This is a genomic window from Albidovulum aestuarii (assembly GCF_029961185.1).
Lineage (GTDB): Bacteria > Pseudomonadota > Alphaproteobacteria > Rhodobacterales > Rhodobacteraceae > Albidovulum > Albidovulum aestuarii.
In genome coordinates, this window is the sequence record NZ_JASBQQ010000008.1 from 119,383 (window position 1) to 143,806 (window position 24,424).

The 24,424-nt window shown below is 63.3% G+C and carries 26 protein-coding genes; 19 read left to right on the forward strand and 7 right to left on the reverse strand.

Annotation, left to right across the window (positions count from 1 at the left end; translation table 11 throughout):
• The first annotated feature begins 245 nt into the window (after positions 1-245).
• The gene (locus tag QKW60_RS16770; RefSeq protein WP_282370348.1) at positions 246-1,427 is read left to right on the forward strand and encodes a site-2 protease family protein; all 1,182 of its coding nucleotides are present in this window, start codon (positions 246-248) and stop codon (positions 1,425-1,427) included.
• A gap of 56 nt (positions 1,428-1,483) precedes the next feature.
• The gene (locus tag QKW60_RS16775; RefSeq protein WP_282370350.1) at positions 1,484-3,019 is read left to right on the forward strand and encodes a PAS domain S-box protein; all 1,536 of its coding nucleotides are present in this window, start codon (positions 1,484-1,486) and stop codon (positions 3,017-3,019) included.
• Here QKW60_RS16775 and QKW60_RS16780 read toward each other — a convergent pair.
• Complete coding sequence (locus QKW60_RS16780; protein ID WP_282370352.1) at positions 3,014-3,751, reverse strand: response regulator; 738 nt, start codon at positions 3,749-3,751, stop codon at positions 3,014-3,016. The genes QKW60_RS16775 and QKW60_RS16780 overlap by 6 nt on opposite strands.
• Before the next feature lie 180 nt (positions 3,752-3,931).
• Here QKW60_RS16780 and QKW60_RS16785 point away from each other — a divergent pair, with 180 nt between their 5' ends.
• Positions 3,932-4,609, forward strand: coding sequence for a helix-turn-helix domain-containing protein (locus QKW60_RS16785; RefSeq protein ID WP_282370353.1), 678 nt, complete (start codon positions 3,932-3,934; stop codon positions 4,607-4,609).
• 49 nt (positions 4,610-4,658) lie between these two features.
• On the opposite strand, the gene QKW60_RS16790 is transcribed toward QKW60_RS16785, so the two are convergent.
• Both QKW60_RS16790 and QKW60_RS16795 read right to left on the reverse strand, forming a co-directional pair.
• Positions 4,659-5,090, reverse strand: a complete 432-nt coding sequence (locus QKW60_RS16790; RefSeq protein ID WP_282370355.1) for a DUF2267 domain-containing protein — start codon at positions 5,088-5,090, stop codon at positions 4,659-4,661.
• A 25-nt stretch (positions 5,091-5,115) separates the two neighbouring features.
• Positions 5,116-6,306 carry a DUF8173 domain-containing protein gene (locus QKW60_RS16795; RefSeq protein ID WP_282370357.1) on the reverse strand — a complete coding sequence of 397 codons (1,191 nt, stop codon included), beginning with the start codon at positions 6,304-6,306 and terminating at the stop codon, positions 5,116-5,118.
• Positions 6,307-6,456: 150 nt separating this feature from the next.
• Between QKW60_RS16795 and QKW60_RS16800 the strand changes: the two genes are divergently transcribed.
• From QKW60_RS16800 to QKW60_RS16815, 4 genes are all read left to right on the forward strand, one after another.
• Positions 6,457-6,942, forward strand: coding sequence for an Hsp20/alpha crystallin family protein (locus QKW60_RS16800; RefSeq protein WP_282370358.1), 486 nt, complete (start codon positions 6,457-6,459; stop codon positions 6,940-6,942).
• A 162-nt stretch (positions 6,943-7,104) separates the two neighbouring features.
• Positions 7,105-7,872, forward strand: coding sequence for a hypothetical protein (locus tag QKW60_RS16805; protein ID WP_282370359.1), 768 nt, complete (start codon positions 7,105-7,107; stop codon positions 7,870-7,872).
• Between the two features lie 109 nt (positions 7,873-7,981).
• Positions 7,982-8,776, forward strand: a complete 795-nt coding sequence (locus QKW60_RS16810; protein ID WP_282370360.1) for a hypothetical protein — start codon at positions 7,982-7,984, stop codon at positions 8,774-8,776.
• Positions 8,777-8,884: 108 nt separating this feature from the next.
• Positions 8,885-9,694 (forward strand): outer membrane protein, encoded by an 810-nt coding sequence (locus QKW60_RS16815; RefSeq protein ID WP_282370362.1) that lies wholly within the window; start codon positions 8,885-8,887, stop codon positions 9,692-9,694.
• 53 nt (positions 9,695-9,747) lie between these two features.
• On the opposite strand, the gene QKW60_RS16820 is transcribed toward QKW60_RS16815, so the two are convergent.
• Positions 9,748-10,827 (reverse strand): cytochrome c3 family protein, encoded by a 1,080-nt coding sequence (locus QKW60_RS16820; protein WP_282370364.1) that lies wholly within the window; start codon positions 10,825-10,827, stop codon positions 9,748-9,750.
• Positions 10,828-10,981: 154 nt separating this feature from the next.
• Between QKW60_RS16820 and QKW60_RS16825 the strand changes: the two genes are divergently transcribed.
• From QKW60_RS16825 to QKW60_RS16870, 10 genes are read left to right on the forward strand one after another with little or no spacing between them, the layout of a single operon-like run.
• Positions 10,982-12,217 carry a hypothetical protein gene (locus tag QKW60_RS16825; protein ID WP_282370365.1) on the forward strand — a complete coding sequence of 412 codons (1,236 nt, stop codon included), beginning with the start codon at positions 10,982-10,984 and terminating at the stop codon, positions 12,215-12,217.
• Positions 12,214-12,981 carry an RnfABCDGE type electron transport complex subunit D gene (locus tag QKW60_RS16830; protein ID WP_282370367.1) on the forward strand — a complete coding sequence of 256 codons (768 nt, stop codon included), beginning with the start codon at positions 12,214-12,216 and terminating at the stop codon, positions 12,979-12,981. The genes QKW60_RS16825 and QKW60_RS16830 overlap by 4 nt, the downstream gene beginning before the upstream one ends.
• A complete protein-coding gene (nqrC, locus tag QKW60_RS16835; RefSeq protein ID WP_282370369.1) occupies positions 12,974-13,771 on the forward strand; it encodes an NADH:ubiquinone reductase (Na(+)-transporting) subunit C in 798 nt (265 codons plus the stop codon). The genes QKW60_RS16830 and nqrC overlap by 8 nt, the downstream gene beginning before the upstream one ends.
• A 1-nt stretch (position 13,772) precedes the next feature.
• Positions 13,773-14,423 (forward strand): NADH:ubiquinone reductase (Na(+)-transporting) subunit D, encoded by a 651-nt coding sequence (locus QKW60_RS16840; protein WP_282370371.1) that lies wholly within the window; start codon positions 13,773-13,775, stop codon positions 14,421-14,423.
• The gene (gene nqrE, locus QKW60_RS16845; protein WP_282370373.1) at positions 14,420-15,022 is read left to right on the forward strand and encodes an NADH:ubiquinone reductase (Na(+)-transporting) subunit E; all 603 of its coding nucleotides are present in this window, start codon (positions 14,420-14,422) and stop codon (positions 15,020-15,022) included. The genes QKW60_RS16840 and nqrE overlap by 4 nt, the downstream gene beginning before the upstream one ends.
• Complete coding sequence (gene nqrF / locus QKW60_RS16850) at positions 15,019-16,239, forward strand: NADH:ubiquinone reductase (Na(+)-transporting) subunit F (RefSeq protein WP_282370375.1); 1,221 nt, start codon at positions 15,019-15,021, stop codon at positions 16,237-16,239. The genes nqrE and nqrF overlap by 4 nt, the downstream gene beginning before the upstream one ends.
• A gap of 3 nt (positions 16,240-16,242) precedes the next feature.
• Positions 16,243-17,196, forward strand: coding sequence for an FAD:protein FMN transferase (locus QKW60_RS16855; protein ID WP_282370377.1), 954 nt, complete (start codon positions 16,243-16,245; stop codon positions 17,194-17,196).
• A 9-nt stretch (positions 17,197-17,205) separates the two neighbouring features.
• Complete coding sequence (locus QKW60_RS16860; protein ID WP_282370379.1) at positions 17,206-17,382, forward strand: hypothetical protein; 177 nt, start codon at positions 17,206-17,208, stop codon at positions 17,380-17,382.
• Positions 17,375-17,773 (forward strand): CBS domain-containing protein, encoded by a 399-nt coding sequence (locus QKW60_RS16865; protein ID WP_282370380.1) that lies wholly within the window; start codon positions 17,375-17,377, stop codon positions 17,771-17,773. Before QKW60_RS16860 ends, QKW60_RS16865 begins: the two co-directional genes overlap by 8 nt.
• Before the next feature lie 4 nt (positions 17,774-17,777).
• Complete coding sequence (locus QKW60_RS16870; protein ID WP_282370382.1) at positions 17,778-18,956, forward strand: cation:proton antiporter; 1,179 nt, start codon at positions 17,778-17,780, stop codon at positions 18,954-18,956.
• Here QKW60_RS16870 and QKW60_RS16875 read toward each other — a convergent pair.
• From QKW60_RS16875 to QKW60_RS16885, 3 genes are read right to left on the reverse strand one after another with little or no spacing between them, the layout of a single operon-like run.
• The gene (locus tag QKW60_RS16875; RefSeq protein WP_282370384.1) at positions 18,907-19,566 is read right to left on the reverse strand and encodes a phosphoribosyltransferase; all 660 of its coding nucleotides are present in this window, start codon (positions 19,564-19,566) and stop codon (positions 18,907-18,909) included. The two genes, QKW60_RS16870 and QKW60_RS16875, sit on opposite strands and share 50 nt — an antisense overlap.
• Positions 19,567-19,615: 49 nt before the next feature.
• Complete coding sequence (locus QKW60_RS16880) at positions 19,616-20,359, reverse strand: hypothetical protein (protein WP_282370386.1); 744 nt, start codon at positions 20,357-20,359, stop codon at positions 19,616-19,618.
• Entirely contained in the window at positions 20,352-22,790 is a 2,439-nt protein-coding gene (locus QKW60_RS16885) for a Lon protease family protein (RefSeq protein WP_282370388.1), read from the reverse strand. The genes QKW60_RS16880 and QKW60_RS16885 overlap by 8 nt, the downstream gene beginning before the upstream one ends.
• 115 nt (positions 22,791-22,905) lie before the next feature.
• Between QKW60_RS16885 and QKW60_RS16890 the strand changes: the two genes are divergently transcribed.
• The gene (locus QKW60_RS16890) at positions 22,906-23,289 is read left to right on the forward strand and encodes a hypothetical protein (protein ID WP_282370389.1); all 384 of its coding nucleotides are present in this window, start codon (positions 22,906-22,908) and stop codon (positions 23,287-23,289) included.
• A 95-nt stretch (positions 23,290-23,384) separates the two neighbouring features.
• The gene (locus QKW60_RS16895; protein WP_282370391.1) at positions 23,385-24,413 is read left to right on the forward strand and encodes a BMP family lipoprotein; all 1,029 of its coding nucleotides are present in this window, start codon (positions 23,385-23,387) and stop codon (positions 24,411-24,413) included.
• The last annotated feature ends 11 nt before the right edge of the window (positions 24,414-24,424 follow it).

Sequence of the window (24,424 nt, forward strand, 5' to 3'; positions counted from 1 at the left end):
AGCGCTGTTGGTCTATCCGGGCATTGCACGCCCCTAATGCCGCATTCGCTGCGTTCAAAGAGGGCCAAAAAGAAAGAGGCCGCGAAGTATAGGATTGTACGATTCAGCGAAACATCGTGGATGATCTCTGTTGCGGAGAGGGAGGACGCATTCCTATGAAAAACCCGCATGGAAGTGATCCGGATCAGCCTGTGCCCACTGCATTGGATTAGACTTACGGCTATCCACGAGCTGGAGGCAGTCGGATGTTTTCGCGTACGGTTCGGTTGATCGAGATTTTCGGCTTTCAGGTCAAGATCGACGCCAGCTGGCTATTTATCGCCTTTCTGGTCGTCTGGTCACTGATGTCCGGCTACTTTCCGGCGCAGGTGCCCGGGCTGAGGCCGGGTGACTACCTCGTCCTTGCCATCATCGCGATGGTCGCGCTCTTTGCCGGTCTGATCCTGCATGAACTGGCGCATTCGCTGGTGGCGCGCCGGTTCGGGCTGGGCATTGGCGGCATCACGCTGTTCATCTTCGGTGGCGTGGCCGAGCTGGACGAGGAACCGGTCGATCCGCGCTCAGAATTCTGGATCGCGATTGCCGGGCCGGCGATGTCCTTCGCGCTTGCTGGTATCGCCTATCTCTTACTCAAACTGTCGCAAGCTGCCGGCATCTCCGAACCCTTGCAGGCGGTGCTGGAATACCTTGCATTCATCAACCTCGTCCTGGCGCTCTTTAACCTGCTTCCGGCCTTCCCGCTGGATGGCGGGCGGGTGCTGCGGGCGGCGCTCTGGCACTGGTCGGGCGACCTCGTTCGCGCCACGCGCAGCGCGACGGGCGCTTCAGCGATCCTGGCCTATGCGTTGATCGCCGTTGGTTTCGTCTCGCTCTTTTCGGGGGCGATCATCGGCGGTTTCTGGCAGGCGCTGATCGGGCTTTTCCTGCTGTCAGCCGCGCGCGGGACCTATCAGCAACTGATGATCAAGACAGCGCTCAGGGACAAGACCGTCGCATCGATGATGAGCCGGAACATCCATACCGCATCGCCTGAGGACACGCTCACCGATGTGGTCGACCGCATCATGCTACGCCATTCGGTGAGTTTCGTGCCAGTGACCGAGGGCGAGCATCTTTTGGGATTTGTCGATACTGCTTTGTTGCAAAAGATCGACCGGGACAACTGGGGCGACACCCATATCGCCGATATCTACGTGGGCAGCGATCCCACGAATACGATCACGCCTGACGTTGCGACAGATGCGCTGATGGCACGCATGGCGTCGGGTGGGCGGCGCAAATTTCTGGTTGCCGAGGGCGGGCGGTTTATGGGAGTCATCACGCTTGCCGACCTCATGGCCTATCTCGCAGTGTTGCAGGATCTTGGTCAGGTCCGCTCGACAGGAACTGCCGGGCAACTGTCCCGGCGGGCCGGTTCTCTGGATTGACGGCGGGCGCTCCGGCGGACAAGCTGGGGCCGGGCGACAAGGGATACCACCCGGCCATGACGCGTGAAACCGACGATTCCGTCCTGCTCGAAACACTTCTTAACGCGGCGGTCGATGCGATCATCGTGGCCGATGCTGATGGACGGATGATCCGGGTCAATCCGGCAGCCGCGACCATGTTCGGCTATGGCCCGGATGACATGACGGGCCGGTCAATAGACATGCTGGTGCCTGACACTGAGCGTGTCGATCACGGTCAAAAGATCGCCGACTATCTGGCCACCGGGCAGGCCCGCATCATCGGTATCGGCCGGGATGTTGAGGCGGTCCGAAAGGACGGCAGCATCTTTCCGGCCCATTTGACGGTTGGCCGCGGTACTATCGGCGATCAGCCGGTCTTCGTTGGTTCCCTACACGACCTGACTGCCCGACAGCAGGCGCAGCAGGCCGTCGAGGCCGCGCAGCGCATGGAGGCGCTCGCCCGGCTGACGGGCGGTATTGCACATGATTTCAACAATCTGCTCACGATCATCATCGGCAATCTCGAACTGCTCGAGGCGAAGCTTGCGGATGACAGCCAAAAGTCACTGCTGAACGAAGCACTGTCCGCGGCCGAAATTGGCACAAAGGTCATCGAAAAGTTGCTGGTTCATGGCCGTCGGGGCCCACTTCAACCCATACGGCTTGATGTGAATGCCGTCATCGGCGAAGTGACTGGGCTCCTGTCCCGCACCCTCTCGCCTCGCATCAAGCTCAGCACGGCGCTTGGGGCTGGTATCTGGCCAATTGATGCCGATCCGGCACAGTTGCAGAACGCACTGATAAACCTTGTTGTCAATGCGCGGGATGCGATGCCTGACGGTGGTGAGATCGTCATCAGTTCATCGAATGTTGAAACGGATGAATTCATCGCAGCAGAAACCGGCGCGACACCGGGCCGCTACGCGCGCGTTTCGATCACGGACAACGGTCAGGGCATGACGTCAGACGTAAAACAGCGAGCTTTCGAGCCGTTCTTCACGACAAAGGCCGCCGGAAAAGGAACCGGTCTTGGACTTGCAACGGTCTACGGCTTTGTCCGCCAGTCGGGAGGGCATGTGACACTCTATAGCGAGGTTGGACTGGGTACGACCATCAGCCTGCACTTTCCGGCGGCCACTGGCAGCCCGGTTGCACCGGATGATGACCGTCCCGAAACCGTCGGGGCGCAGGATACCGGCCAAACCATTCTGGTCGTCGAGGATGACGAGGCCATTCTGCGCCTTTCGGTTAGCCGGATCGAGGCGCTCGGGTATCGCGCACTGCCTGCTGCGGACTCAAACGAAGCCATGGACATTCTCGCATCGAACCCCGAGATCGACGCGCTCTTTACCGATATCGTGATGCCGGGCGGAATGAACGGGCTTGACCTTGCCCGCAAAGTCCGGGCGGACCGGCCAGGCATCGCAATCCTGCTGACCTCAGGCTTTTCCGGCGACCTGATCCATCCTGGCAATGGCTTTTCGACGAATTTTCAGTTGCTGTCCAAACCCTACCGTCAGGAAGAGCTCGCGACCCGTCTGCGCATCCTTTTGTCAGGCCGCGTTTCATAGTCGTCCCGATACGGTCACCTCGGCGGCGAATGTATAGCCAACCCCGCGCACCGTCTTGATCAGTTTCGGCGTCCCCGGCTCGAGCTCGATCTTCTTGCGCAGGCGGGCTACCTGATTGTCGATGGTGCGGTCCAAGGGCGACCAGTCGGCGCCGTTAACAAGATCCATGATCTGTTCGCGCGAGAGGACTCGCCGGGGTCTTTCGAGAAAGACCTTGAGCAGGCGGAAATCGCCGCCCGTCAGTTCGATCGGAGCGCCCTTTGGGTCGAACAGCTCCAGCCGGTCCGGGACGGCTCGGAACCCGGCGAAGGCATATTCGGGGCAGGCCTCATGACTGCTCTTGCCTGCCATATGCGGCGCATCACCACCGCTCCGCCTCAGCACACTGTGGACGCGGGCCAGAACCTCGCGCACATGGAACGGCTTGGTGATATAGTCGTCCGCTCCGATCTCCAGCCCGACGATCCGGTCAATTACGTCGCCGCGTCCGGTCACCATGACGATCGGCACGTCCGAGTGTTTTCGGACTGCCTGCGCCACATCAAGGCCGCTCTGACCCTCAAGATTGATGTCGAGTGTCATGAGGTCGACGCCGCCGCCCTGGATAGCCTCCATGGCATCCTTGCCACCAGTGGCTTCGGTCACGTCATATCCGTCGCTTTCCAGGCACCGCCGCAGCAGAGTCCGTACAGCATCATCATCATCAACGACGAGAATTCGACGGCTGACCACGCGATCCCCCTATCACCCCTGCTACGACTATCACGACCCGCTGCGGTACATATAACATTCAGCATTATGAATTCAAACTTAGGCGGTTCTTCGCCCCGGATACATTTTGATACAAAACCGCCGACACGGCTGCGACATGGTGGTTTCAACCTGCTCCGGCATATTATGGGGGCCATCAAAATGACAGCACCAGCACGCAACATTCATTCCGTTCAGCAAACCCTGCGCCACATTCCCGCGGTTCTAAAACCAGAGGCAGAAAGATTGCCGCGGCGGCTGGGCGAAGGCCAGCATCTTTTCTTTGAATCGGACCCCGCTCGGTTTGTTTACGAAGTCGTCTCCGGTGTCGTCCGCCTGACCCGCCTGCACAAGGACGGTCGGCGGCAGGTGATTGCCTTTGGATTTCCCGGCGATCTGGTCGGCCTGCCAAGCAATGGCCGGCATTCGACGGAATGCGACGCCGTGACCGCGGCCGAGGTCGTTGCGCATCGCTGTGACCCCCTCGGGCGGCCCGACCGCGACCCTTCGCTTCATTCTGTGGTCATGGCGGCCGCACTGGACGAGATCAGCATGCTTCAGGATCATTTCCTGATGCTCGGCCGGCGGCTCGCCAGTGAGAAAGTCGCAGCGTTCCTCTGTCTGCTGCTCGACCGGATCGGTGAGGCTGTTGGTACTTATCGGATGATCCGCCTGCCGATGAACCGTTCCGACATCGCTGATTACCTCGGCCTGACACCAGAAACGATCAGCCGTTCAATCACCCAGTTTCGCGAAGCGAAGATCGTCGCACTGGAAGATGCCCATACGATGATAGTCCTTGATGTGTCGCGACTGCGGGACATGGCGGAAGGATCCTGAGCGGAACGCCGGAAAGCGGCCGGAACATCAGGCGCTCCAACCGCAGCGGCTAGGGTTCCGGCCAGAATTCGCGGATGGTCCTGGGAAGCCCGCCGCGGATATCCGCGACCTCGCCGGCAGAAATCCGACCGTTCAAGAGGTGGAAAACCGCGCGGATGTCCTCGTGTCCTTCATAGTCCGCCACGCCGGAAATCTCGCGTTCGATCCGCCCAAGGAAATTCCCGATACTGCGATCCGCTATGGGAGTCGAAGAGGGTTTCCAACCCTCGTAACACATGCCGCGGATCAGGATCGGCATCTGCGCCGCGAACTCGGCCGCCTCATCATGGCTCAGATGGTCGCGGATCGCCGAAATCGTCACCCGCAGAAGCCGCAGCGCGTCCCGCGCGCTGGCCCAGCTCAGCCGCTCGCGCAGCTCATTGATCCATTCATGGGTCAGCTGCACCGTGTGGTCGATGACCTCAAGTCCCTTGGCAGACATCTGTGTTTTCTCCTTCCAAGCTGGATCACGCGTTTTCGTCTGGCAACGGCGTTAGTGCCGCGTCGCGCACTGGCCCGACCGGGCCGATCAATCGTTCAAAAACCGCACTTGCCATCGCGCCGATGCCGAAAAGCACGAGCCCGAAATTGAGGACCCAGCCGAGCACCGGGATGAAGTTGAGGACCGCGGCAACGGTCAGCGTCAGCGCGAGCAGGCCAAGCTCGCCAATCCGCTCCGGTGCATCCCCTGGCCCGAAGGCCCCGGCCAGTCGCATCGCCACCGCATAGGTGCCAAGGACGTACCCCAGCACCCAGAGTGCGATGATGGTCAGGATGACGATCGGCACCAGCGGCAAACCGATCACGGTCATTGCGCTGACCGGGACCATGCCGAACAGAATCGCCAATCCGACAACGCCGGTCAGAAGCGTCGTGCCCGGTCGGTCATCGGCGATCAGCTTCAGATGCGCGACCTGCCGGGGCAGGAAGGCCAGGCAGATCGCGCCAAGCCCGACAAAGAAGGCGAGCATCAGAAGAAAGCCTGCAAACAGCGACATGAAACCCGACAGGGTCGGATATTCGCGCCCCTTCCAGGCCTCGCGAGCTTCGTCGAACATCTTCATCCGCTCCAGCGGCCGGTAGGTGACGCGGTCGGCATCGATCACATCCGGGGGAATGATGATTTCGGAAGGTGCGGAATAAATCAGCGTACCGCCGATCTTCGCGGCATCACCGAAGCTGATGGTGTGACCGGTCAAGCGCACATCGCCCGTGACCGGCGCATCCATGATGATCTCGCCACCCGTCGCAATCAAGGCGCCCCGGACCGGCCCCTCGATCGTCAGTGTTCCACCCGCCATCCGCGCATTACCGCCGGTTTCGGCGTCGGGCGTCGTGCGCAGCGAAAAGCCGGCAGCGCTAAGATCGCCGCCCGTCGCGGCGCGGATCTTCACCGCTCCGCCCGCCGCATAAAGGTCACCGTGAGTTCGTGCGTCGACATCGACATCGAAACCGCTCACATGCAGGTCTTCGGCAACCTCTCCGTCGATGGTCAGCGAGGCCCCGCCCGCAAAGACATCACGCGCCGCATCCAGCGATCGCGCCGTCCCCGAACCACCGATGAAAAGATCGCCACCATGGCTGTCGATCTCGGGCCCGGCCCCGGCGGGTGAGGCCAAGGCTGCCAAAACGGCAAAGACTGCAGCGCGAAACGTCATGATCGGTCCTCCGGGCTTTGCGGCTGGAAGAATAGGCCGCCCAGACACCTGCCCGACTGATCGAGATCAGGCCTGCCCCCCCTCACCCTCTCTAAGATTGAGCGTGCCGTCGGAATCAGGGCGGTCAAGATTTCCGTCAGGAGAGTCAGTATGAAACAGCGAACCCTTCCCAGCCGTGTCGAAGCCACGCACGGCAACCCGTTCTTCAGATCCCTGCATGATGAGGTTGAACGTGTTTTCGACCGTTTTGGCAGCGGATTTCCGATATCCGCCCGAGACTTCTGGGAGCGCAGCGAAGACAGCCTGATGCCGGCACTAGACGTTGCCGAAACCGACACGAGCATCGACATCTCGGCCGAAATTCCCGGTGTCGCGGAAAATGATATCGACGTGTCGATCACCGACGGCGTTCTGACGCTGAAGGGCGAAAAATCCAGTGATCACGAAGAGAAGGAAGAGAACTATCATCTTGTCGAGCGCCGCTATGGCAGCTTCCGCCGGTCGATCTCGCTTGGCTTCACACCAGACGACGACAAGGTTCAGGCAAGCTTCAAGGACGGTGTACTGAAGCTGCATATCGAAAAACCCGAAGGCTCAGCCTCCAAGACGCGCAAGATCAAGATTGGCAAAAGCTGACCGCGTCTGTCCCCGACGCCAAAGCTTGTGCCGCGACCGGTCGCGGATGTTGTTTCGCGGCCGGTTTTTTGTTGTCCGGACTGATACATATCAATTGGTGAATTTATTGATCATGCATGGTCTTTCCATCGAAACAAGCTGCTTAGGAAAGGTCGGACAAAAATGGGAAGAAAGGTAGCGGGAATTGCGGTCTCGGCGCTTGCACTTGCGGCGATTCTGAATCTCCCAATTTGGAGTGGTACGCCGGAAGCGTTTGGTGGGGCTGCCTATGCCGCCGACACCGGCAGCGGCGGACAAGGTCAGGGAAGCGGCAACCAGGGCGGTCAAGGTCAAGGCAGCAAGGGATCGCAGTCAGGCCAAGGCAATCAGGGCGGATCAGGCGCTGGCCAGGGCGGGCCGGACCCGGATTCCGATTCAAAGGGGCCGCAGGCTGGTGAACCGGCCAACACCGGCAGCGGTGGCGGAAAGCCCGTCTGGGCGCAGGAAGGCATCCCGGAAGTGGAGCTTGGCCGGCTAAGCGTGGCACGGTCGCCCGATCAGGTATTGCAGCGTGCTTTTGAAGAGGCGCTGGCCGGCCTCTCGCCTGAGATGATCGACTTCTACTCGCTGTCGCTCGACGAGATGATCTACGAACTGTCGACAAACTGGGACAACGTTTCCCTGCTCGACTCGCCCTTGCAGAACCTCGCGCTCTTCCAGGACGCGCTTGACGGCACGTCGGTGCTGACAACGCTCGGCGTTACCAACAGCACCGATACATTGCTGGCAACGTTCCTTGGAGTCGCCTCGGACAAGGCGGTGCCTATCTCTTCCGACACGGTGGTCGCGGTATCAACCATCCTCGGGACGCCGATTACGGGTGCCGCAGCGGACGCACTTGCAGCAGATGCCGAAGCGATCCGGATCGCGGTTTTGGCTGGCCATGGCTGATCGGTGATCAGCGGGGCGGAAGACTACCCCCTCCCGGCGCGCGATTGGGTGCGCCGGGCCGTTTTTCATCACTCCGTACATCGAAAGGGCGAAAATGGAATCTGCCAGAATGACACGTTACTCTCAGGCTGGGCGCTCCGCGGGCATGCGCGGGATTTCCGTCTTGGCTCTTTGCGCAGCAGCGTTCGCGTTTTGGCCCGGAGACCATCCGGGCAGCTACGGTGCCGGAACCGCCGTCCTGGCTCAGACCCATACCGGCGGCCAGGGCGGCAGTGGCGGTCAAGGCGGCAGTGGCGGTCATGAAGACGACCATGCCCATGACGACGACGGCGGCCATACCGGTGGACAGGGTGGCCATCAGGGTGCAGGCAATCCAACCCCCGGCGCCGGGCAAGGTGCAGGGCAAGGTCAGGGCGGCTCGGCCGGGACCGGCGGCAGGCCGGTTTGGGCGCGGGAAGGTATTCCGGCGGTTGAGCTTGGCCGCCTCAATGTCGCGCGATCACCCGGTCAGGTGCTTCAACGCGCATTGGAGGAGGCACTGGCAAGTCTTTCGCCCGAGATGGCTGAATTCTACTCGATGAATCTCAACGAGATGATCGTCGAGCTGTCGACCAACTTCGACGATCTGAGCTTCATCGACTCGCCATTGCAGAACCTCGCCCTTTTTCAGGAGGCGCTCGACGGGGCATCAGTCCTGACCAGCACCGGAGAGATCGTCAACAGCACCGATACACTGATGGCCGCTTTCCTCGGGGTCGCGTCGGACAAGACGATGCCGATCACGCCCGACACCGTGACAGCGGTCTCGACGATTCTCGGCACGCCGGTGACAGGAGTTGCGGCGAAGGCGCTTGCCGCGGATGCCGAGGCGGTGCGGATTGCAGTGCTCGCCGGACACGGTTGAGGTGTTCTGCCGGGTGGCGCACTCCTAGCGCTCTCCCCTGAGAAGATCAAAAGTGCCCAACATGCAAACAGGTCGGAGCGACTATCCACCGATGAGGAGTGACAGGTAATGAAAACAGGATTCGCAATCATCAGTTTGTGTGCAACCGCCCTCGCCGCTGCGACGGGTAACGCGGCCGATACCATGGTCAATCAAGGCGCGACCCTTTTCGGAAAGACCTCAGCAAGCGTCACCTACGGTCCCTATCTGCGGTTTGAGGTCGGACCGAGCAGTAGCAGTTTGACAGACCCGAACTGGCTGCCGCCGGGACAGTCCGATCCAAGGGTCTTTTTCGACTTCGCCAATCAGGACAGCACATTTGTCGGCGCCGCTGTCGGTTTCGACTGGATGAACGGGTTTCGCGCCGATATCGGTCTGCTGTCCGCCGGTAAGATCGACGCTACCGGACCATGGAGCTATACGGTGCCAACCACCTCTGGCCCACATGCAACCATCTCAGACGCAACGGTCCGGACCACGGCGCTGATGGGCAACGTGTTCTATTCTCCGCTGGAGCAGCGTGGCGTGAATTCGCGTGTGCAGCCGTACTTCGTACTTGGTTTGGGTCTGGCCCGGAATTCGATGAGTGCCTGGACGCGAACCAACCCCGCCTCGACCAATCCGGTCCGCACATTCGAGGGCGATTCCAATGTGGATCTCGCCTATTCCCTCGGTGTCGGCATATCCGTTCAAGTGACGCGCGCAGGTCAACGTCCAATTCTGGTCGATTTCTCTTACAGATACTATGATTTCGGCACCGCCAAAGGCAGTACAATCTCTGTCACCGGCACCGGCGGCACTCCACGAGAAGCCCTCAGTTTTGATCGGCGCGACAGCGTTGTCTCGCTTGGGGTCCGAATCCCGTTGCAGCGGTACTGACCATCATCGTTGTGTGACCGTGCCGGGGACGGGCTGGCCCTGTCCCCTGCGGTTTACGGTCTGATACTGTTGCCTGCGACGACACCGGTCGACTCTCCAAGATCGTCGATGCTGTCGATCAGAAGCTGGATCGCATAGGTCGGATTGTGGGCGTAGATCCCCGGATCCTTGGCGATGAACTGGTAGTTGTAGGCTGCCCGCAGCAGGCGCGGTGTCCAGCTTTGGTAGCGGTTGGGATAGGCGGCTTCTTCTGCGTCCAGCGCCCCGTTTCCGTTCAGGTCACCAAAGAAATAGGGATAGGCGTCAGGCGCGTAGACGAGCGACGCGTCCGCTATCTGGGCCGCATAAGCCGATATCGCCCGGCCCAACGCGTCGTGCAAGCTCGCGATCTCACCTGCCACGCCTTCGCCCGTATCGCCATCGCCGTCCACATCAGCGGGCCGGGTCCGGATCGCGGTCAGATCCGCTGTCTTGTGGCATTCTGCGCAGGGTTCGGGCCTGACCTGAAGCCCGTGCGGGTCGTGACATGTGGTGCAAGTATTGAAGTCCGGCACATGGGCAAAACGCCCTGCATAGGTTTTGCCGGGATATTCAAACCCGCCGCGCGCTTCGGTTCCCATGAGACTTGCCGCCGCCGCGCGGTAATGGATGTTGACGAAGCCAAGCTCCGGGGACACCGCATCATCAAGGCCCACCAGCGCTGCCTCGACCCCATCGGACGATTGCCGCCCCTGATGGCAGACCATGCAGACAGCCGAGGAACCGAGATCGCCGATGCTGACCCCGCTGGGGAAGGTCACCTGATCCAGCACGCTGGCCGCCGCCGAATGGCAGGCGGTGCAGTCGATCAGTGCCCCGAGCGCCACGGGCTGATCGACCAGACCCGCCGCACTGCCATCGCCACCAAGGAAATCCCTGATCCCGATACTTGAATGGCAGGTGGCGCATTGCGCAGGGATTTCGCCGTCTTCGTTCCAGTGGGTGAAGGATTCCGATCCGCGCCGCGCATGGGGCGAGGCGAGCCACGCCTCGACTGCGCTGACCAGGGGACCTGCTGTTTCCTGCGCCAAAGCCAGAGAGAAGGATCCCGCGACGAGAATGCAGGATGTGGCCAGAATACGAATGGCGGTCATGAGTCGAAACTCCTGTCTGAACTGGCCGGGTGCGACCATGGAACGGATGCGTGGCCATTCTGGCGCATCCTCGATGCCGGTCGTTGACACGCATCAAGGCGCCGTCGGCCGGGCCCGTTCATTCTCGGCCAGGCACGTGTTCCGGATGTCTCAGATGCCTCTTGCCGACTTCAGACTTGGCCCGCGTATCCGGGCCGTGGGCGGTCCGGTTGGACCACTGATCCTGCCACGCTCGGTCGCCCTGCTTGGAACCGATTATCCCGGCCTGCGCGTGGAGCTGCGGGTGCGCGAGGGTGATAAGGTCGCGGCCGGCGGGGCGCTGTTTTGCGACCGGAAACACGCTGAGGTCGCGTTCGTAGCCCCGGCCAAGGCGCGAGTTGCGAAGATCGAGCTTGGACCCGGAAGGCGCCTGTCGGCGCTGGTCCTTGACCTTGTGCGGGACGATACACCCGTCGAAGCCGCCCCCCTGACCTTGAAAACCGGCGACGACGCCCGCCAACTGCTGCTGGCGCGGGGCCTTTGGCCCGCCTTCCGGCGCCGCCCCTTCGGCCAAATTCCCGCACCGGACGCGCAGGCCGCAGCCATCTTCGTTCACGCGATGGCCGGATATGACGGCGCCCCCGATCCGGCCGCCCTTCTTCCGCAGTTTGTGCGAGAGTTCGCAGAAGGTCTGCGCCTGCTGGCGCATCTGACACATGGGCCGGTTCATGCCTGCCTTCCCGTCGGTCTGACCCTGTCCATGCCTGGGGTGGAGCGTGTCCGGATCGCCCATTTCCCACCGCGACGGCAATCCTCCATGGCGGCCCATCACATAACCCTCCTCCATGGGCCCACACGCGACCGGCCGGTCTGGACCATCGACTGGCAGGATGTCATCGCCATCGGTCGCTTGCTGACAACAGGGCTTTATGCGGGTGACCGGATTGTCGCCTTGCACCCGTCACCCGCCGCCGCGCCCAGACTTGCGCGGACAATCCTGGGCGCGAGCCTGCCTGATCTTTTCGAAGGGCATCCAGCGGGGCCTGCGATTCCGGTTTCCGGCCCCGTCATGCGCGAAAAGCAGGCGCATTGGCTTGGCCGCTACGATACCCAGGCTGCGCGTATCGCTGCGCCCGGCCATTCGCTCATGCACCGGATGTTCGGAACGCCGGGCGGCACGCCCCGCCCGATCCTGCCGCATGCGGCGCTCGATGCCAGTCTGCCGCCCGGCGTTCCGGCCGTCCCCTTCCTGAGGGCGCTGTCTGCGGGCGATCTTGACGGGGTCGAACGGCTCGGCGGTCGGGATCTGATCGAGGAAGACCTTCTGCATGCCCAATACCTTTGCACCAGCGGCACCGATTACGGGGCAAGACTGCGCCGCATGCTGGAGATGATGGAGGCCGCGGAATGATCACGCTCCGCCACCCCTGGCAGATTACGCTGGTCCTGATCGGCGCCTTGATCCCGCCCCTTGCCGTGACGCTGACCGAACGTGGCGCCGCAGGGCTGAAGCTGCTTGCCGCCGCGCTGGCTGTCAGCCTGATCTGGGACCTCATCTTTACCCGCGCTCGGTGGCAGCAGCCGTCGTGGCACAGTCTCCCGGCCGCCTTGATCGTCACCGTCATGACCCTGCCCACTTTGTCGCTTTGGCAACTCGCCCTGGCGCTCAGCTTCGGTCTTGTCATCGGCGAACAGGTCTTTGGTGGACGTGGCTTCGGTTTTCTGAATGCCGCTGCAGTGACGCTGGCCTTCCTTGTCTTCGCCTTCCCGGGCACGGCCCTGCAAGAGGCAAGCCCCGCCCTGGGCTATGCGACGCTGCCGGGGCTCGCACTGTTGCTGGCCGCCGGGCTTGTGTTCTGGCGGGTGGTTGTCGCGCTGGCCCTTGGCCTGCTGGTCGGGCTTGCGATGAACGCCGGAACACCACCCGGGGTCGGGCTTGTCCTGCCCGCGATCTTCGCGGTCACCTTCCTTGTCGCCGATCCGGTGGCCTCGGCGGCGACACAGGCCGGACGCTGGCTCTATGGGTTTGCCGCCGGGCTGCTTGCCGCGCTTTTCACCCCGCTTGGCATGGCCGAGGCGCTTGTCTTCGCCGCCCTTCTCGCGGGACTGGCCGCGCCGCTGATCGACGACATCGTGATCCGCGCGCAAGTCGGCAGGAGGTCTGCCCGTGGCTGACAACTCCGTTTCCTGGTGGCGCCTTTTTGCCATGCAAAACGACGACCCACGTAAAGCATTGGGCATGACCGTTCTGGTGGCCTTCGTTGCCGCACTCGGCGTTTCCACCGCCGCGACGGTGCTGAAACCCTATCAACAAGTCCATGTAGAGCGCGAACGTCAGGCCCGGCTTGACGCGATGCTGAATACATTGCCGGGTCTGCGCGACCTGATGGTCGAGGCCGGGATCGACGCGCTGGAAACCCGCATCGTCGATCTGCAATCGGGGCAGTACGACCCCACCATAGACCCGGCCGCCTTTGATCCCGTTGCGGCGGCAAAGGATCCGGCCACGAGCCGGGACCTGCCGCCCGACGCCGACCCCGCCGGTCTGAAACGCATCGCCACCCATGCGCCGGTCTATCTGCTGGAACGGGACGGCAGGCTGCATCTCATCGTCCTTCCCGTCTCTGGCATTGGCTATCAGTCGCTGATCCGTGCCTATCTGGCGCTGGAACCCGACCTGACGACCGTCGCCGCGCTGACCATCGTCGAACACGCGGAAACTCCCGGCATCGGCGCGCGCATCGCCGAACCGGACTGGCAGGCGCTCTGGCCCGGGCACCGGATCGCCGACGAAGACGGCCGGATCATGATCCGCGTCGCCCGAGGGGCCGAGGGGCCTTATGAGGTCGACGGCATTTCCGGCGCCACCCGTACTGGCAACGGCATCACCGCGATGCTGACCTTCTGGCTCGGCGATCATGGCTTCGGACCGTTCCTTGACCGGCTTCGGGACGGAGGCGCGTGACATGACACGCCTTCTCGACCGCCTGACTCGCCCGCTGATCGACGAAAACCCGGTCACATTGCAGATCCTCGGCATCTGCTCGGCGCTTGCCGTGACAACGACGCTCGCCACCGCGCTAACGATGTCGCTGGCGCTGACCGTGGTGATCTGCCTCTCGGCAACGCTCATCAGCCTGATCCGCAACCATATTCCCCAGTCCGTGCGGCTCATCATCCAGATCACCATCATCTCGGCCCTCGTCATCGTCATGGACGGGCTTCTGCGCGCCTTCGCCTATGAGATGAGCCAGCGCCTCTCGGTCTTCGTCGGCCTCATCGTCACCAACTGCCTCGTCATGGGTCGGGCGGAGGCATTTGCCATGCGCCATCCGCCCGGGGCGAGTTTCGCCGATGCGCTTGGCAACGGGCTTGGCTACAGCCTGATCCTGATTGTCGTCGGCACCCTGCGCGAGGGTCTCGGGCTTGGGACGATCCTCGCTGTGCCATTGGCACCGATGCTCGGGCTTGAGGGCTTCACGCCGATTGCCCTGATGCAGCGTGCACCGGCGGCCTTCTTCATCCTCGGCCTTCTGATCTGGGCGCTCCGCGCATGGCGCCCCACGCAGGTCGAAACACCGGAATTCCGGGTCACCGGCCACGAGGAGGACGCATGATCGACGTCTTCCTCACCGCGATGATCGGCGAGAACCTCGCACTATCGTTCTTTCTCGGCATGTGCACCTTCCTTGCCGTGTCGCAGCGGGTCGAAACGGCGGCGGGGCTTGGGCTAGCACTGATCGTTGTTCAGGTGATCACGGTGCCCGCGAACAACCTCATTCATACATACCTGCTTAGCGAAGGCGCCTGGGCCTGGGCGGGGATGCCCGAACTCGACCTGACCCATCTCAGGCTCATCGCCTTCATCGGCGTTATCGCCGCGATGGTGCAGATTCTTGAAATGGGTCTCGACCGTTTCGCGCCCTGGCTCTACCGGGCGCTTGGTATCTTCCTGCCACTCATCACCGTGAACTGCGCGATACTAGGCGCGAGCCTTTTCATGGTTGAACGCCGGTACACGTTCGCCGAATCCGTGGTTTACGGGCTCGGCACCGGCATCGGCTGGGCGTTGGCCATCGTCACTTTCGCCGCGATCCGCGAAAGGCTGAGATACAGCCTGATCCCGGCGGGATTGCAGGGCCTCGGCTCGGCCTTTCTGATTACCGGGCTGATGTCGCTCGGCCTCTCCGCCGCTGCGGGACTGGGGGCGCCATGACCGCGATCCTCCTTGGCACCGCGCTTCTGACCGCCCTTCTTCTGCTGCTGGCGCTTGCCGTCATGGGCGCGCGGCGCGTGCTTCTGCCCGAACGGCCCGTCGCGGTGACGATCAACGGGACGGAAAACATCGCCGCCCGCACCGGCCAGCGGCTGCTGACCGCGCTTGGCGACGGCGGCATCCTTATTCCCTCGGCCTGCGCCGGGGCGGGAACCTGCGGTCTGTGCCGGGTCCGGGTCACGCAGGGCGGCGGCGCGCCGCTGCCGACCGAGCGAGGGCAGCTGAGCCGGGCCGACATCGCGGCGGGACTGCGGCTGGCCTGCCAGGTGACTTTGCGCAGCGATATGGCGGTCGAGCTGCCCGAGAATCTGACAAGCGCAAAGTCCTACGATTGCACGGTTAGCGCCGCACGGTTCCTCACCCCCCTGATCCGCGAGGTTGTGGTGGACCTGCCCGAAGGCGCCCGGCCCGCTTTGCCCGCCGGATCGTTTTTCCAGATCACCGCGCCGCCCTACCGGCTGGATTTCGCAACGCTTGAGGTTCCTGATACCCATGCGAAAGTCTGGGCGCCGATCCGTGCGCTGCGTTCCGACTGTCCGAAGCCGGAAACCCGCGCCTATTCGATTTCCAACCGGCTTGAGGACAGCGATGCCGGGCGGGTCGTCTTCAACATTCGCCTCGCTTTACCACCACCGCAGCTTTCCGACGCGCCGCCGGGCAAGGTGTCGTCCTACCTCTTCAGCGTGAAGCCCGGCGACACGCTGAGACTGTCCGGCCCCTTCGGCAGCTTCCGCGCACAGGAGACGGGGCGCGAAATGGTCTTCATCGGCGGCGGCGTCGGCATGGCCCCCCTGCGCGCCATTATCCTCGACCAGTTGCAGCGGGCAGGCACGACGCGGCGGATGAGCTTCTGGTACGGCGCGCGGAACCGCGATGAATTGTTCTACACCGACGAATTCGACGCATTGGCGGCCGCCCATCCGAATTTCCACTGGACCGTCGCATTGTCGGACCCAAGGCCGGGGGACGGCTGGCAAGGAGCAACGGGGTTTGTCCACGCGATTGTGGCCGAACACTTCCTTGCCTCGCACCCCGCGCCCGAGGACTGCGAATACTACCTCTGCGGACCGCCCCTGATGATCAAGGCCGTTCTGGCCATACTCACCGATGCCGGGGTGGAGCCTGATGCGATCTTCAACGACGATTTTGGAGGTTGAGCCATGGACCTGACCCGTCGCCTGTTCCTCATATCGGCGCTCGCCGGCGCGGTCCTGCCCGCCCGGGCCGCACAAGCGGCAACAAAGATCGCCGGGCCTGCCTTCGGCAGCAGCTGGCATGCGGTTCTGCCGGGCGGGATCGACGCCATCACGGCGCGGCGTACTCTGATGGAAGAAATCGCGGCGGTCGATGCGGCGATGTCGCCCTATCGCACGGATTCTGGCCTGACCCGGTTCAACCGGTCGCGCGACACGGGCTGGCAGCAGGTTGAGCCGATGCTGGCCCATACGCTCAGCGTCGCGCTGGACATCACACGGTTGAGTGGCGGCGCTTTCGACCCGACTATCGGACCGCTGGTCCGGCGCTACGGTTTCGGCCCGATTGTGGGGCCGGGGGCGGGCAATCCTGCGGGTCTGCATACCAGCCCGGATGCCATCCGCAAGGCCGTGCCGGATCTGACGATCGACCTGTGCGGCATCGCCAAGGGCTATGCGCTCGATCGCATGGTCGCGGCACTCACGACGCTTGGGCACACCGATTTCCTGATCGAGCTTGGCGGAGAGATCGCCTGCCGGGGCCACCATCCCGAAGGCCGCGACTGGCTGGTCGCGGTGGAAGCCCCCGGCGGCGGTGCAGCGCAGCGCGTCCTGAAACTCGGCAGTAAAGCGCTGGCCACCTCGGGCCATGCGGCGAACGGCTTCCCCCGTCTGGGATTGAGCCATGTCATCGATCCCGGAACCGCACGGCCCGCCGCGCCGAACCTCGCCTCGGCCTCAGTCCTGGCCGAAACGGCGGAACGGGCCGACGCGCTTGCGACCGCGCTTCTGGTGCTTGGGTCAGAGGCCGGACCGGACCTTGCCCGGGCGCGGGGCATCGACGCGCTGTTCCTGACCGGGACAGGCCCGGCAGTTCAGGAAGCCATGACCGGCACCTTCGCGCGCCATATCGTCAGGTAGGAGCATCCGATGACCACCTTCCTCGCCACGCTTGGCATTCTTCTTCTCGCCCTTGCGGGGCTCGGCATCGGTCCAGTCTTCGGGCGTCGCCCTCCGGCCGGTTCCTGCGTCGGCCTCACTTGTATTCCGGGCGCTTCCTGCACGGCCTGCCGCCGTCAGAAGATGGAAGGGAAGGATCATGACTGACCGCCCGAACATCGCCGATTACATGGCCCGCGATCTTGTGACCTTGACCCCGGACATGGAGATCAACCGCGCGCTGCATCTGCTGCTCAACCACAAAATCTCCGGCGCACCTGTGTTGGACGACGATGCCCAATTGGTCGGCGTTCTGTCGAAAAAGGATTGCCTGCGCGCCGCGCTCAACGCGAGCTACTATCAGAACTGGGGTGACAGCGTCGCCAGTTACATGAGCACGGATGTCCACACACTCGATGCCGGTCTCGATATTGTCGCGGCGGCCGAGTCGTTCCTGCAAAGCAACTACCGGCGGTTTCCGGTGATGCAGGAAGGGCGGCTTGTCGGGCAGATCAGCCGGGCCGACGTGCTGCGCGCACTTGCAGACCAATGGGGTTGAGGTGATGGACGAGGCGCTTACCCTTCTGGCCATCGGCGCCTTGTTCCTCGCCAGTATCGCCATCGATGCGCTTGGCCGCCGGGTCCATGTACCGCGGGTCACGCTTCTGGTCCTCTTCGGCGTGGCGATCGGTCCACCCGGACTTGACCTTTTGCCGACCGCTCTGGCGGGCACCGACGACGCGGTCGCGCCGACCGCGCTGACCATGGTCGCGTTCCTACTGGGCGGCAGGCTCAAGCCCGACACGCTGCGTGCCCACGGGCGCGAGATCATGGCGCTGTCGGTGGCTGTGGTCCTGACCTCGGCGGTCAGCGTCGGGGCGGGGATCTGGCTTCTGACCGGAGACAGCGTTCTGGCGCTGATGCTCGCGGGTCTCGCGGCGGCGACGGATCCGGCGGCAACGCATGAGGTGATCCGGTCCGTCGGCGCGAAGGGGCGGTTCGCGACCAACCTTCTTGGCATCGTGGCCATCGACGATGCCTGGGGCATCCTGTTGTTCAGCCTTCTCATGCTGCTTGCCGAAGTGGTCATGGGCGGGTCGACGCCCGAACCCTTCTTCCGGGCGCTGGTGGAGCTTGGCGGCTCCGTCGCGCTTGGCGCGGCAATCGGCCTGCCCGCCGCCTATCTGACCGGCCGCCTCAAACCCGGGGAGCCGACGCTGATGGAGGCGCTTGGCCTTGTCTTTCTTTGCACCGGATTGTCGATCTATCTGGGCCTGCCCTTCCTGCTGACCGGCATGGTCTGCGGCATCGTCATCGTCCACTTCGCCCGTCATCACGACCGGCCCTTTCACGAAATCGAGCGGATCGAATGGCCGTTCATGCTGCTTCTTTTCGTGATGGCGGGCGCGTCGCTCGACCCCGGATCGCTTGGGGGTCTGGGCCTGGCCGGGGCGGCGTATATTTCGTTGCGTGCTGGTTCCCGTATCCTGGGCGGCTGGATCGGCGGTGCGATTGCCGGTCTACCCGGGCGTGAGGGGCGGCTTGTCGGCCTTGCGCTGATGCCGCAGGCGGGTGTCGCCATCGGCATGGCGCTGATCGCGGGCGAACACTTTCCGGACAAGGCCGAGACGATCCTCGCGGTCACCATCGCCAGCACCGTCGTCTTCGAGGTGATCGGCCCCCTGATCACCGTTATCGCGCTGAAGCAGGCGGCCCGGCGGTCGCATCGAGAAGCCGGATGACCTCATCATCCGACGTCTGATCGAACACCGCATAGAAGGCCCCGATGGCACCAAGATAGGCTGGCACGTTCGGACAGATCACCAGATCGACCTCACTGCGCATCTCTTCAAGCGTATCGGGGGCCGCGACCGGTACCGCAAGGACGATCCGCGCAGGCCCATGCCGCCGCACCGCTTTGACCGCAGCCCGCATCGTGGCGCCGGTGGCGATGCCATCGTCAACGATGATGACGGTGCGATCCTTCAGCGGTATCTGCGCACGCCCCCTCAGATAAAGCCGTCTGCGATCACGGATCAGGTCCAGCTGCGCTTCGGCCAGGCGTTCGATATCTGCATGAGACAGTCTTGTCTGGCGGGCGATGTCCTCATTCACCACGATCTCGGGATTGGCGCCGTTGACCACGGCCCCAGCCGCGAGTTCCGGTTGGGATGGCACGCCGATCTTGCGGACCATCACCAAATCGAGCGGAGCAGCCAACGCCCGTGCAACCTCATAGGCGACGGGAACGCCTCCCCGGGGAAGGGCGAGAACCACGGGATTGGCCAGATGGAGGCCCGCAAATTCCCTTGCCAGCCTCTCTCCTGCTTCCCTGCGATCGCGGTAGCGCATGACTCGACCACCCCCTATTGATCTCATAATCCCGACTTATGCCACATCTTCACACCCCATCCGCCGCAGGACCGGTGAGAACCACTGGACAGCGCGCGGCGTTGATCAGGGCTCCGACGGGGGGCACCTCCTCCTGCCCTGTCGCGATGATCACGGCGGCAGGGCTCATCCGCTCAAGCTCCCGCAGCAGGTTGGCGGTCCCGAGATAGGGGCGGTATTCGTGCAAGTTGCCTCGTTGGCGGGCGAGGATGGCCACCACCTCTCCTTCCCGCCGTGGCGTGGCGAAGACGATAAGACGTTTGCGGGTGAGTGCCGAAAGTTGCAGCGCGAACGCCAGTTGATCGTGCCCGGCATCACGGTCGCCAAGGACCAGCACCAAGGCGTCGCCATCCTTGATCGACCGGCGGAACCCAATAACAATGATATCCCGGGCCTCCGCGGACCGCGCCAGAACCGCCATCATCCGACCGCGGATGGCACTGAAGCTGGTCTCCAGCACCGCCTTCTGCGCCGCCTCGGTCAGCCGCTTTTGGAACAGCCGCGCATCGGCGCGGAAGGCGGCGTGCATCGTCTCGACCGTCACCTGTGTCACCGCCTGCCCGGAGAACGAAACCGCCCGCGCATGGGGATGCGCGGCGGCGGAAAGGATCGTTTCATCGCTTACCAGAATCCCGTGCAGACCGGCGCCCGCCGTCCGCGCCAGAAGAACGGCCAGATGCAGTGCCGCCTCGGCATCGGCATAACAGGTGGCACTCAGGATCACGCGGGCATGAGGTGAAGCGGTCTCAGACATCCGCCTTCGCCTCCTTTCCCAACCGGCCAAAGGCCTTACGCTTTTCGGCGAAGGCGCGAAGCCGGTCTTCGGTGCGACGGTTCACGCTGCCTTCGGGATAGACGCCGTCCTCTCCGCGCTCGCCCGCAACGAAGCCGGTCAGGGCCTCGATCCCGTCGGCGATGCTTCGCATCGGCAGGATGCGGAATTGTCCCGCCTCCACCGCCTCGATCACACGGAGGCGCAGCGACAGATGCTTGACATTGGCTGCGGGGATCAGCACGCCCTGCCGCCCGGTCAGGCCGCGCGCCGCGCAGATATCAAAGAACCCTTCGATCTTTTCGTTCACCCCGCCGATCGCCTGGATGTCGCCGAACTGGTTGACCGACCCGGTGATCGCCAGCGACTGGTCGATGGGTGTATCCGAAAGCGACGAGATTAACGCGAGCAGTTCGGCAGCAGAGGCGCTGTCGCCATCGACGCCGCCGTAACTCTGTTCGAATACAAGACTGGCCCAAAGGGACATCGGCGCATCGGTGGCATAGGCCGCCGCGAGATAGCCCTGAAGGATCAGCATACCCTTGGAATGAATGGGGCCGCCAAGTTCGGTCTCGCGCTCAATATCGACAACCTTGCCGGTGCCGAGCCGGGTCCGCGCGGTCAGCCGGGACGGCCGGCCAAAGCGGGTGCCGCCGATCTCCAGCACCGAAAGGGCGTTGATCTGACCGACCCGAGCGCCATCTGTGTCGATCATCAGCGTTTCGCGCAGGATCGCATCCGCGCCAAGCTCACGCAGCCGCCCGGCGCGGAACTCACGCTCACTCACCGCTTTTTCGACCGCCCCGGCCCCGATCACGTCGCGCCCTTCGGCACCGGCCCAGAAATCCGCTTCGCGCAGGAGATCGGAAAGATGGTCAAGACCCAGCGACAACCGCCCGGCATCATCCGTCATGCGGTGGCTTTCGTGAAAGACCCATGCCATCGCCGGGGGGTCGAGTGGCCTCAGACCACCATCCCGCGCGATCCCCGCGATCATTGCCGCATAGGCCGCAGGACCATCCGCACTCACCGCGATGTGGTCGTTGAAATCAGCCTCAAGCTTGAAAAGCTGGGTAAAGTCGGGATCGAGCGCGGCAAGCAGATAGTAGAAAATCCGTTCGCCCACCATGATCACCCGCAGGTCGAGTGGTACCGGATCAGGCGCCAGCGAGACGGTGGAAATAAGACTGAACCGTTCGGCGGGGGAATAGATCGCGATCTCGCGGGTTCTGAGGCAGCGTTTCAGCGCGTCCCAGGCCAGAGGTTCGGACAGGACCTGACGCGCGTCCAGAATGAGAAATCCACCATTGGCGCGGTGCAGGGCACCGGGTTTGATCATGGTGAAGTTGGTCACCAACGCGCCCATTTCCGAAGCAAATTCGATCCGTCCTATCAGATTGGCGAGCGTCGGCAGCTCTTCCTCGATCACGGGCGCGCCCGTCGCGCCATCCCCGTCCTGCGCGACGATGACATTGACCGTGTACCGTTGGAACCGCGGCTTGGCGTAGTGGCGGGTGGTTGCGACGGGGAACGGTCCTGCCTCGGCGCCATCCTCGCGGACCAGGAAGATCTCGGCATTCTCGATCAGGTCGCCGCGCACCGCGTCGAGGTAATCCTGCACCGCTCGGATGCCGGAAAATGCCTCGCGCAGCGTGCGGATGGCAACATCAACACCGCCGGTCGCCATCGCGTAGTTCAGGTCCTCAACCTCGCGGCGGTGCTGCTTTTCACGGCCCGGCACCGCCTTCAGCGCTGCCGCCAGCTCCTGCTCGGTCTCATCGACCGCCGCGTCGATCGCGGCCTGTTCGTCGTCGCTCAGGCTCCGGCGCTTCTCGGGCGTCATTACTTCGCCATCACGGGTGCCGACGACGGTGAACCCCATCGGTGTGCGCAGAATGGCAACGTCGCGGGCGCGGGCCTGCTCGAAGACCTTGCTCATCTCTGCTTCGTGCTCTTCGGAATAGCTTTGCTCGATACCGCGCCTGCGGGTCTGGTAGTCTTCGGAGTCGAACAAGGCCGGAATGTCGTTCGCCAGTTCGTCGATCAGATCCTCCATCGCCTTGCGGAATGCCGTTCCCATCCCCGCGGGAAGCTTGATCGCCACCGGCTTGTGAGGGGCGCCGAAGTTGTTGACATAGACCCAGTCGGCGGGGCGGGGCCGGTTCATTGCTGCTTCGGACAGGATCGCCCTCGTCATTCTGCGCCGCCCGCTGCCGGGATTTCCAAGTACAAACGCGTTGAAATCACCATGCCGCATCTCTGCCGCCATGCGGATCGCACCCAGCGCCCGGTCCTGTCCGATCCAGCCGCTTTCGCGCAGTTCGGCGCTGGTTGTGAATGTGAAATCCTCGGCCTTGACCTGTGCCGAGAGCTTCGCGGCGGGCAGAGGTTCCGGTCCGAGCGTCTTGGCCATGTCGTCCTCATCTTCTTCTGGCCAAGTATCCCGCAACAAAGCCCATACGAATTGATCCTGCTCAGTCGGTCCTGCCCCGGCCCCGCTAAACTTCACCGAAGACCCGGAGGGAATGATGACCAGAGCAGATTTCGAACCGCTGGCCGCCGCGCTGGAAGGCCCGGCCGATCTCAGCCCCGAAACCGCCGCAGCCGTGCTTGCGCTGATCCGGCCGCTTGTTCCGGTGAAGGACAGGTGGCCCGCCGACCGGATGCCGGCGATCCAGTCCAGCGACGAAGTGATCCACCTTGTCGACCTCGCCTTGCCGGACTGGTCGATCAGCCTGAAGGGCCGCACCAATGACACTGACGGGCACTGGACCTGCACGCTGCGCCGGTCGGACACGCTGGACGATGACCTTCTGATCGGGATCGGCCGGGGACCTGCACTGCCGCGCGCGATCCTCGCCGCGATGGTCCGTGTGGCGGCGTTGCGCACTACTCCGAAGACGGCCGACTGATTGCCGTCAATGCAGAGGATCATTGCCATGAACTACGCTCAGAACAGCAGGAACGCCCGGATGCCGGTTCGGCATCGCATTGGAAGGAGATCGCCATGAAGACCTTCGCCCCATTCTTGCGCCAGTCCGCGACTGCCGCCGCCCTCTTGGCCGTATCCGCCGTTTCGGCGGGGGCCTTTACCGCATGTCAGGTCACCGATACCGGCGGTATCGACGACAACAGTTTCAACCAGACGGCCTGGAAGGGCGTCGAGGATGCCCAAGCCGAACTGGGCGTTACGGGCCGGTTCCTCGAATCCCAGGCCGAAACGGACTATGAGGCGAATATCAACTCGCTGCTCGGCGGAGCCTGCGACGTGATCATTACCGTGGGGTTCCTGCTCGGCGACGCGACCAAGACCGCGGCCGAGCAGAACCCCGATCAGAAATTTTCCATCGTCGATTTTTCCTACGATCCAGCCCTTCCGAACGTGCTGGGTCAGGTCTATGCGACGGATGAGGCTGCGTTCCTGGCAGGCTATCTTGCAGCCGGGATGACGCAAACCGGGGCCCTCGGCGTTTTCGGCGGGATCAACATCCCGCCAGTGACGATCTTCATGGACGGCTTTCATCACGGCGTCAGTTACTACAACAGCCAGAAGGGCACCGCTGTCACCGTCCTCGGCTGGGACCCGATCACGCGCGAGGGTCTGTTCACCAACAACTTCGACTCGCTCGACGACGGTCGCGCCTTTGCCCAGAACCTTTACGACGAAGGTGCCGATATCGTGCTGCCTGTCGCTGGGCCTGTCGGGCTCGGCTCGGCCGCGCTGGCCGATGAACTAGGCACCGACAAGCTAAAGATCATCGGCGTCGATGCGGACCTCTATTTCACTGACCCGGCGAAGAAGCATGTCTACCTGACCTCGATCACCAAACGCATGGATGCGACGGTGCTTCAGGTGATCAAGGCGGTGACGGATGGCACGTTCGAGGGTGGCATCCTCACCGGCACGCTGGCCAATGGCGGCGTCGACCTCGCCCCGTTCCATGACATGGAGGGCGACGTGCCCGATGCGCTGAAGGCCGAGCTGGCCGCGATCCGGCAGGGCATCATCGACGGCAGCATAGATGTCAGCCCCTGACAGGTTAGGGG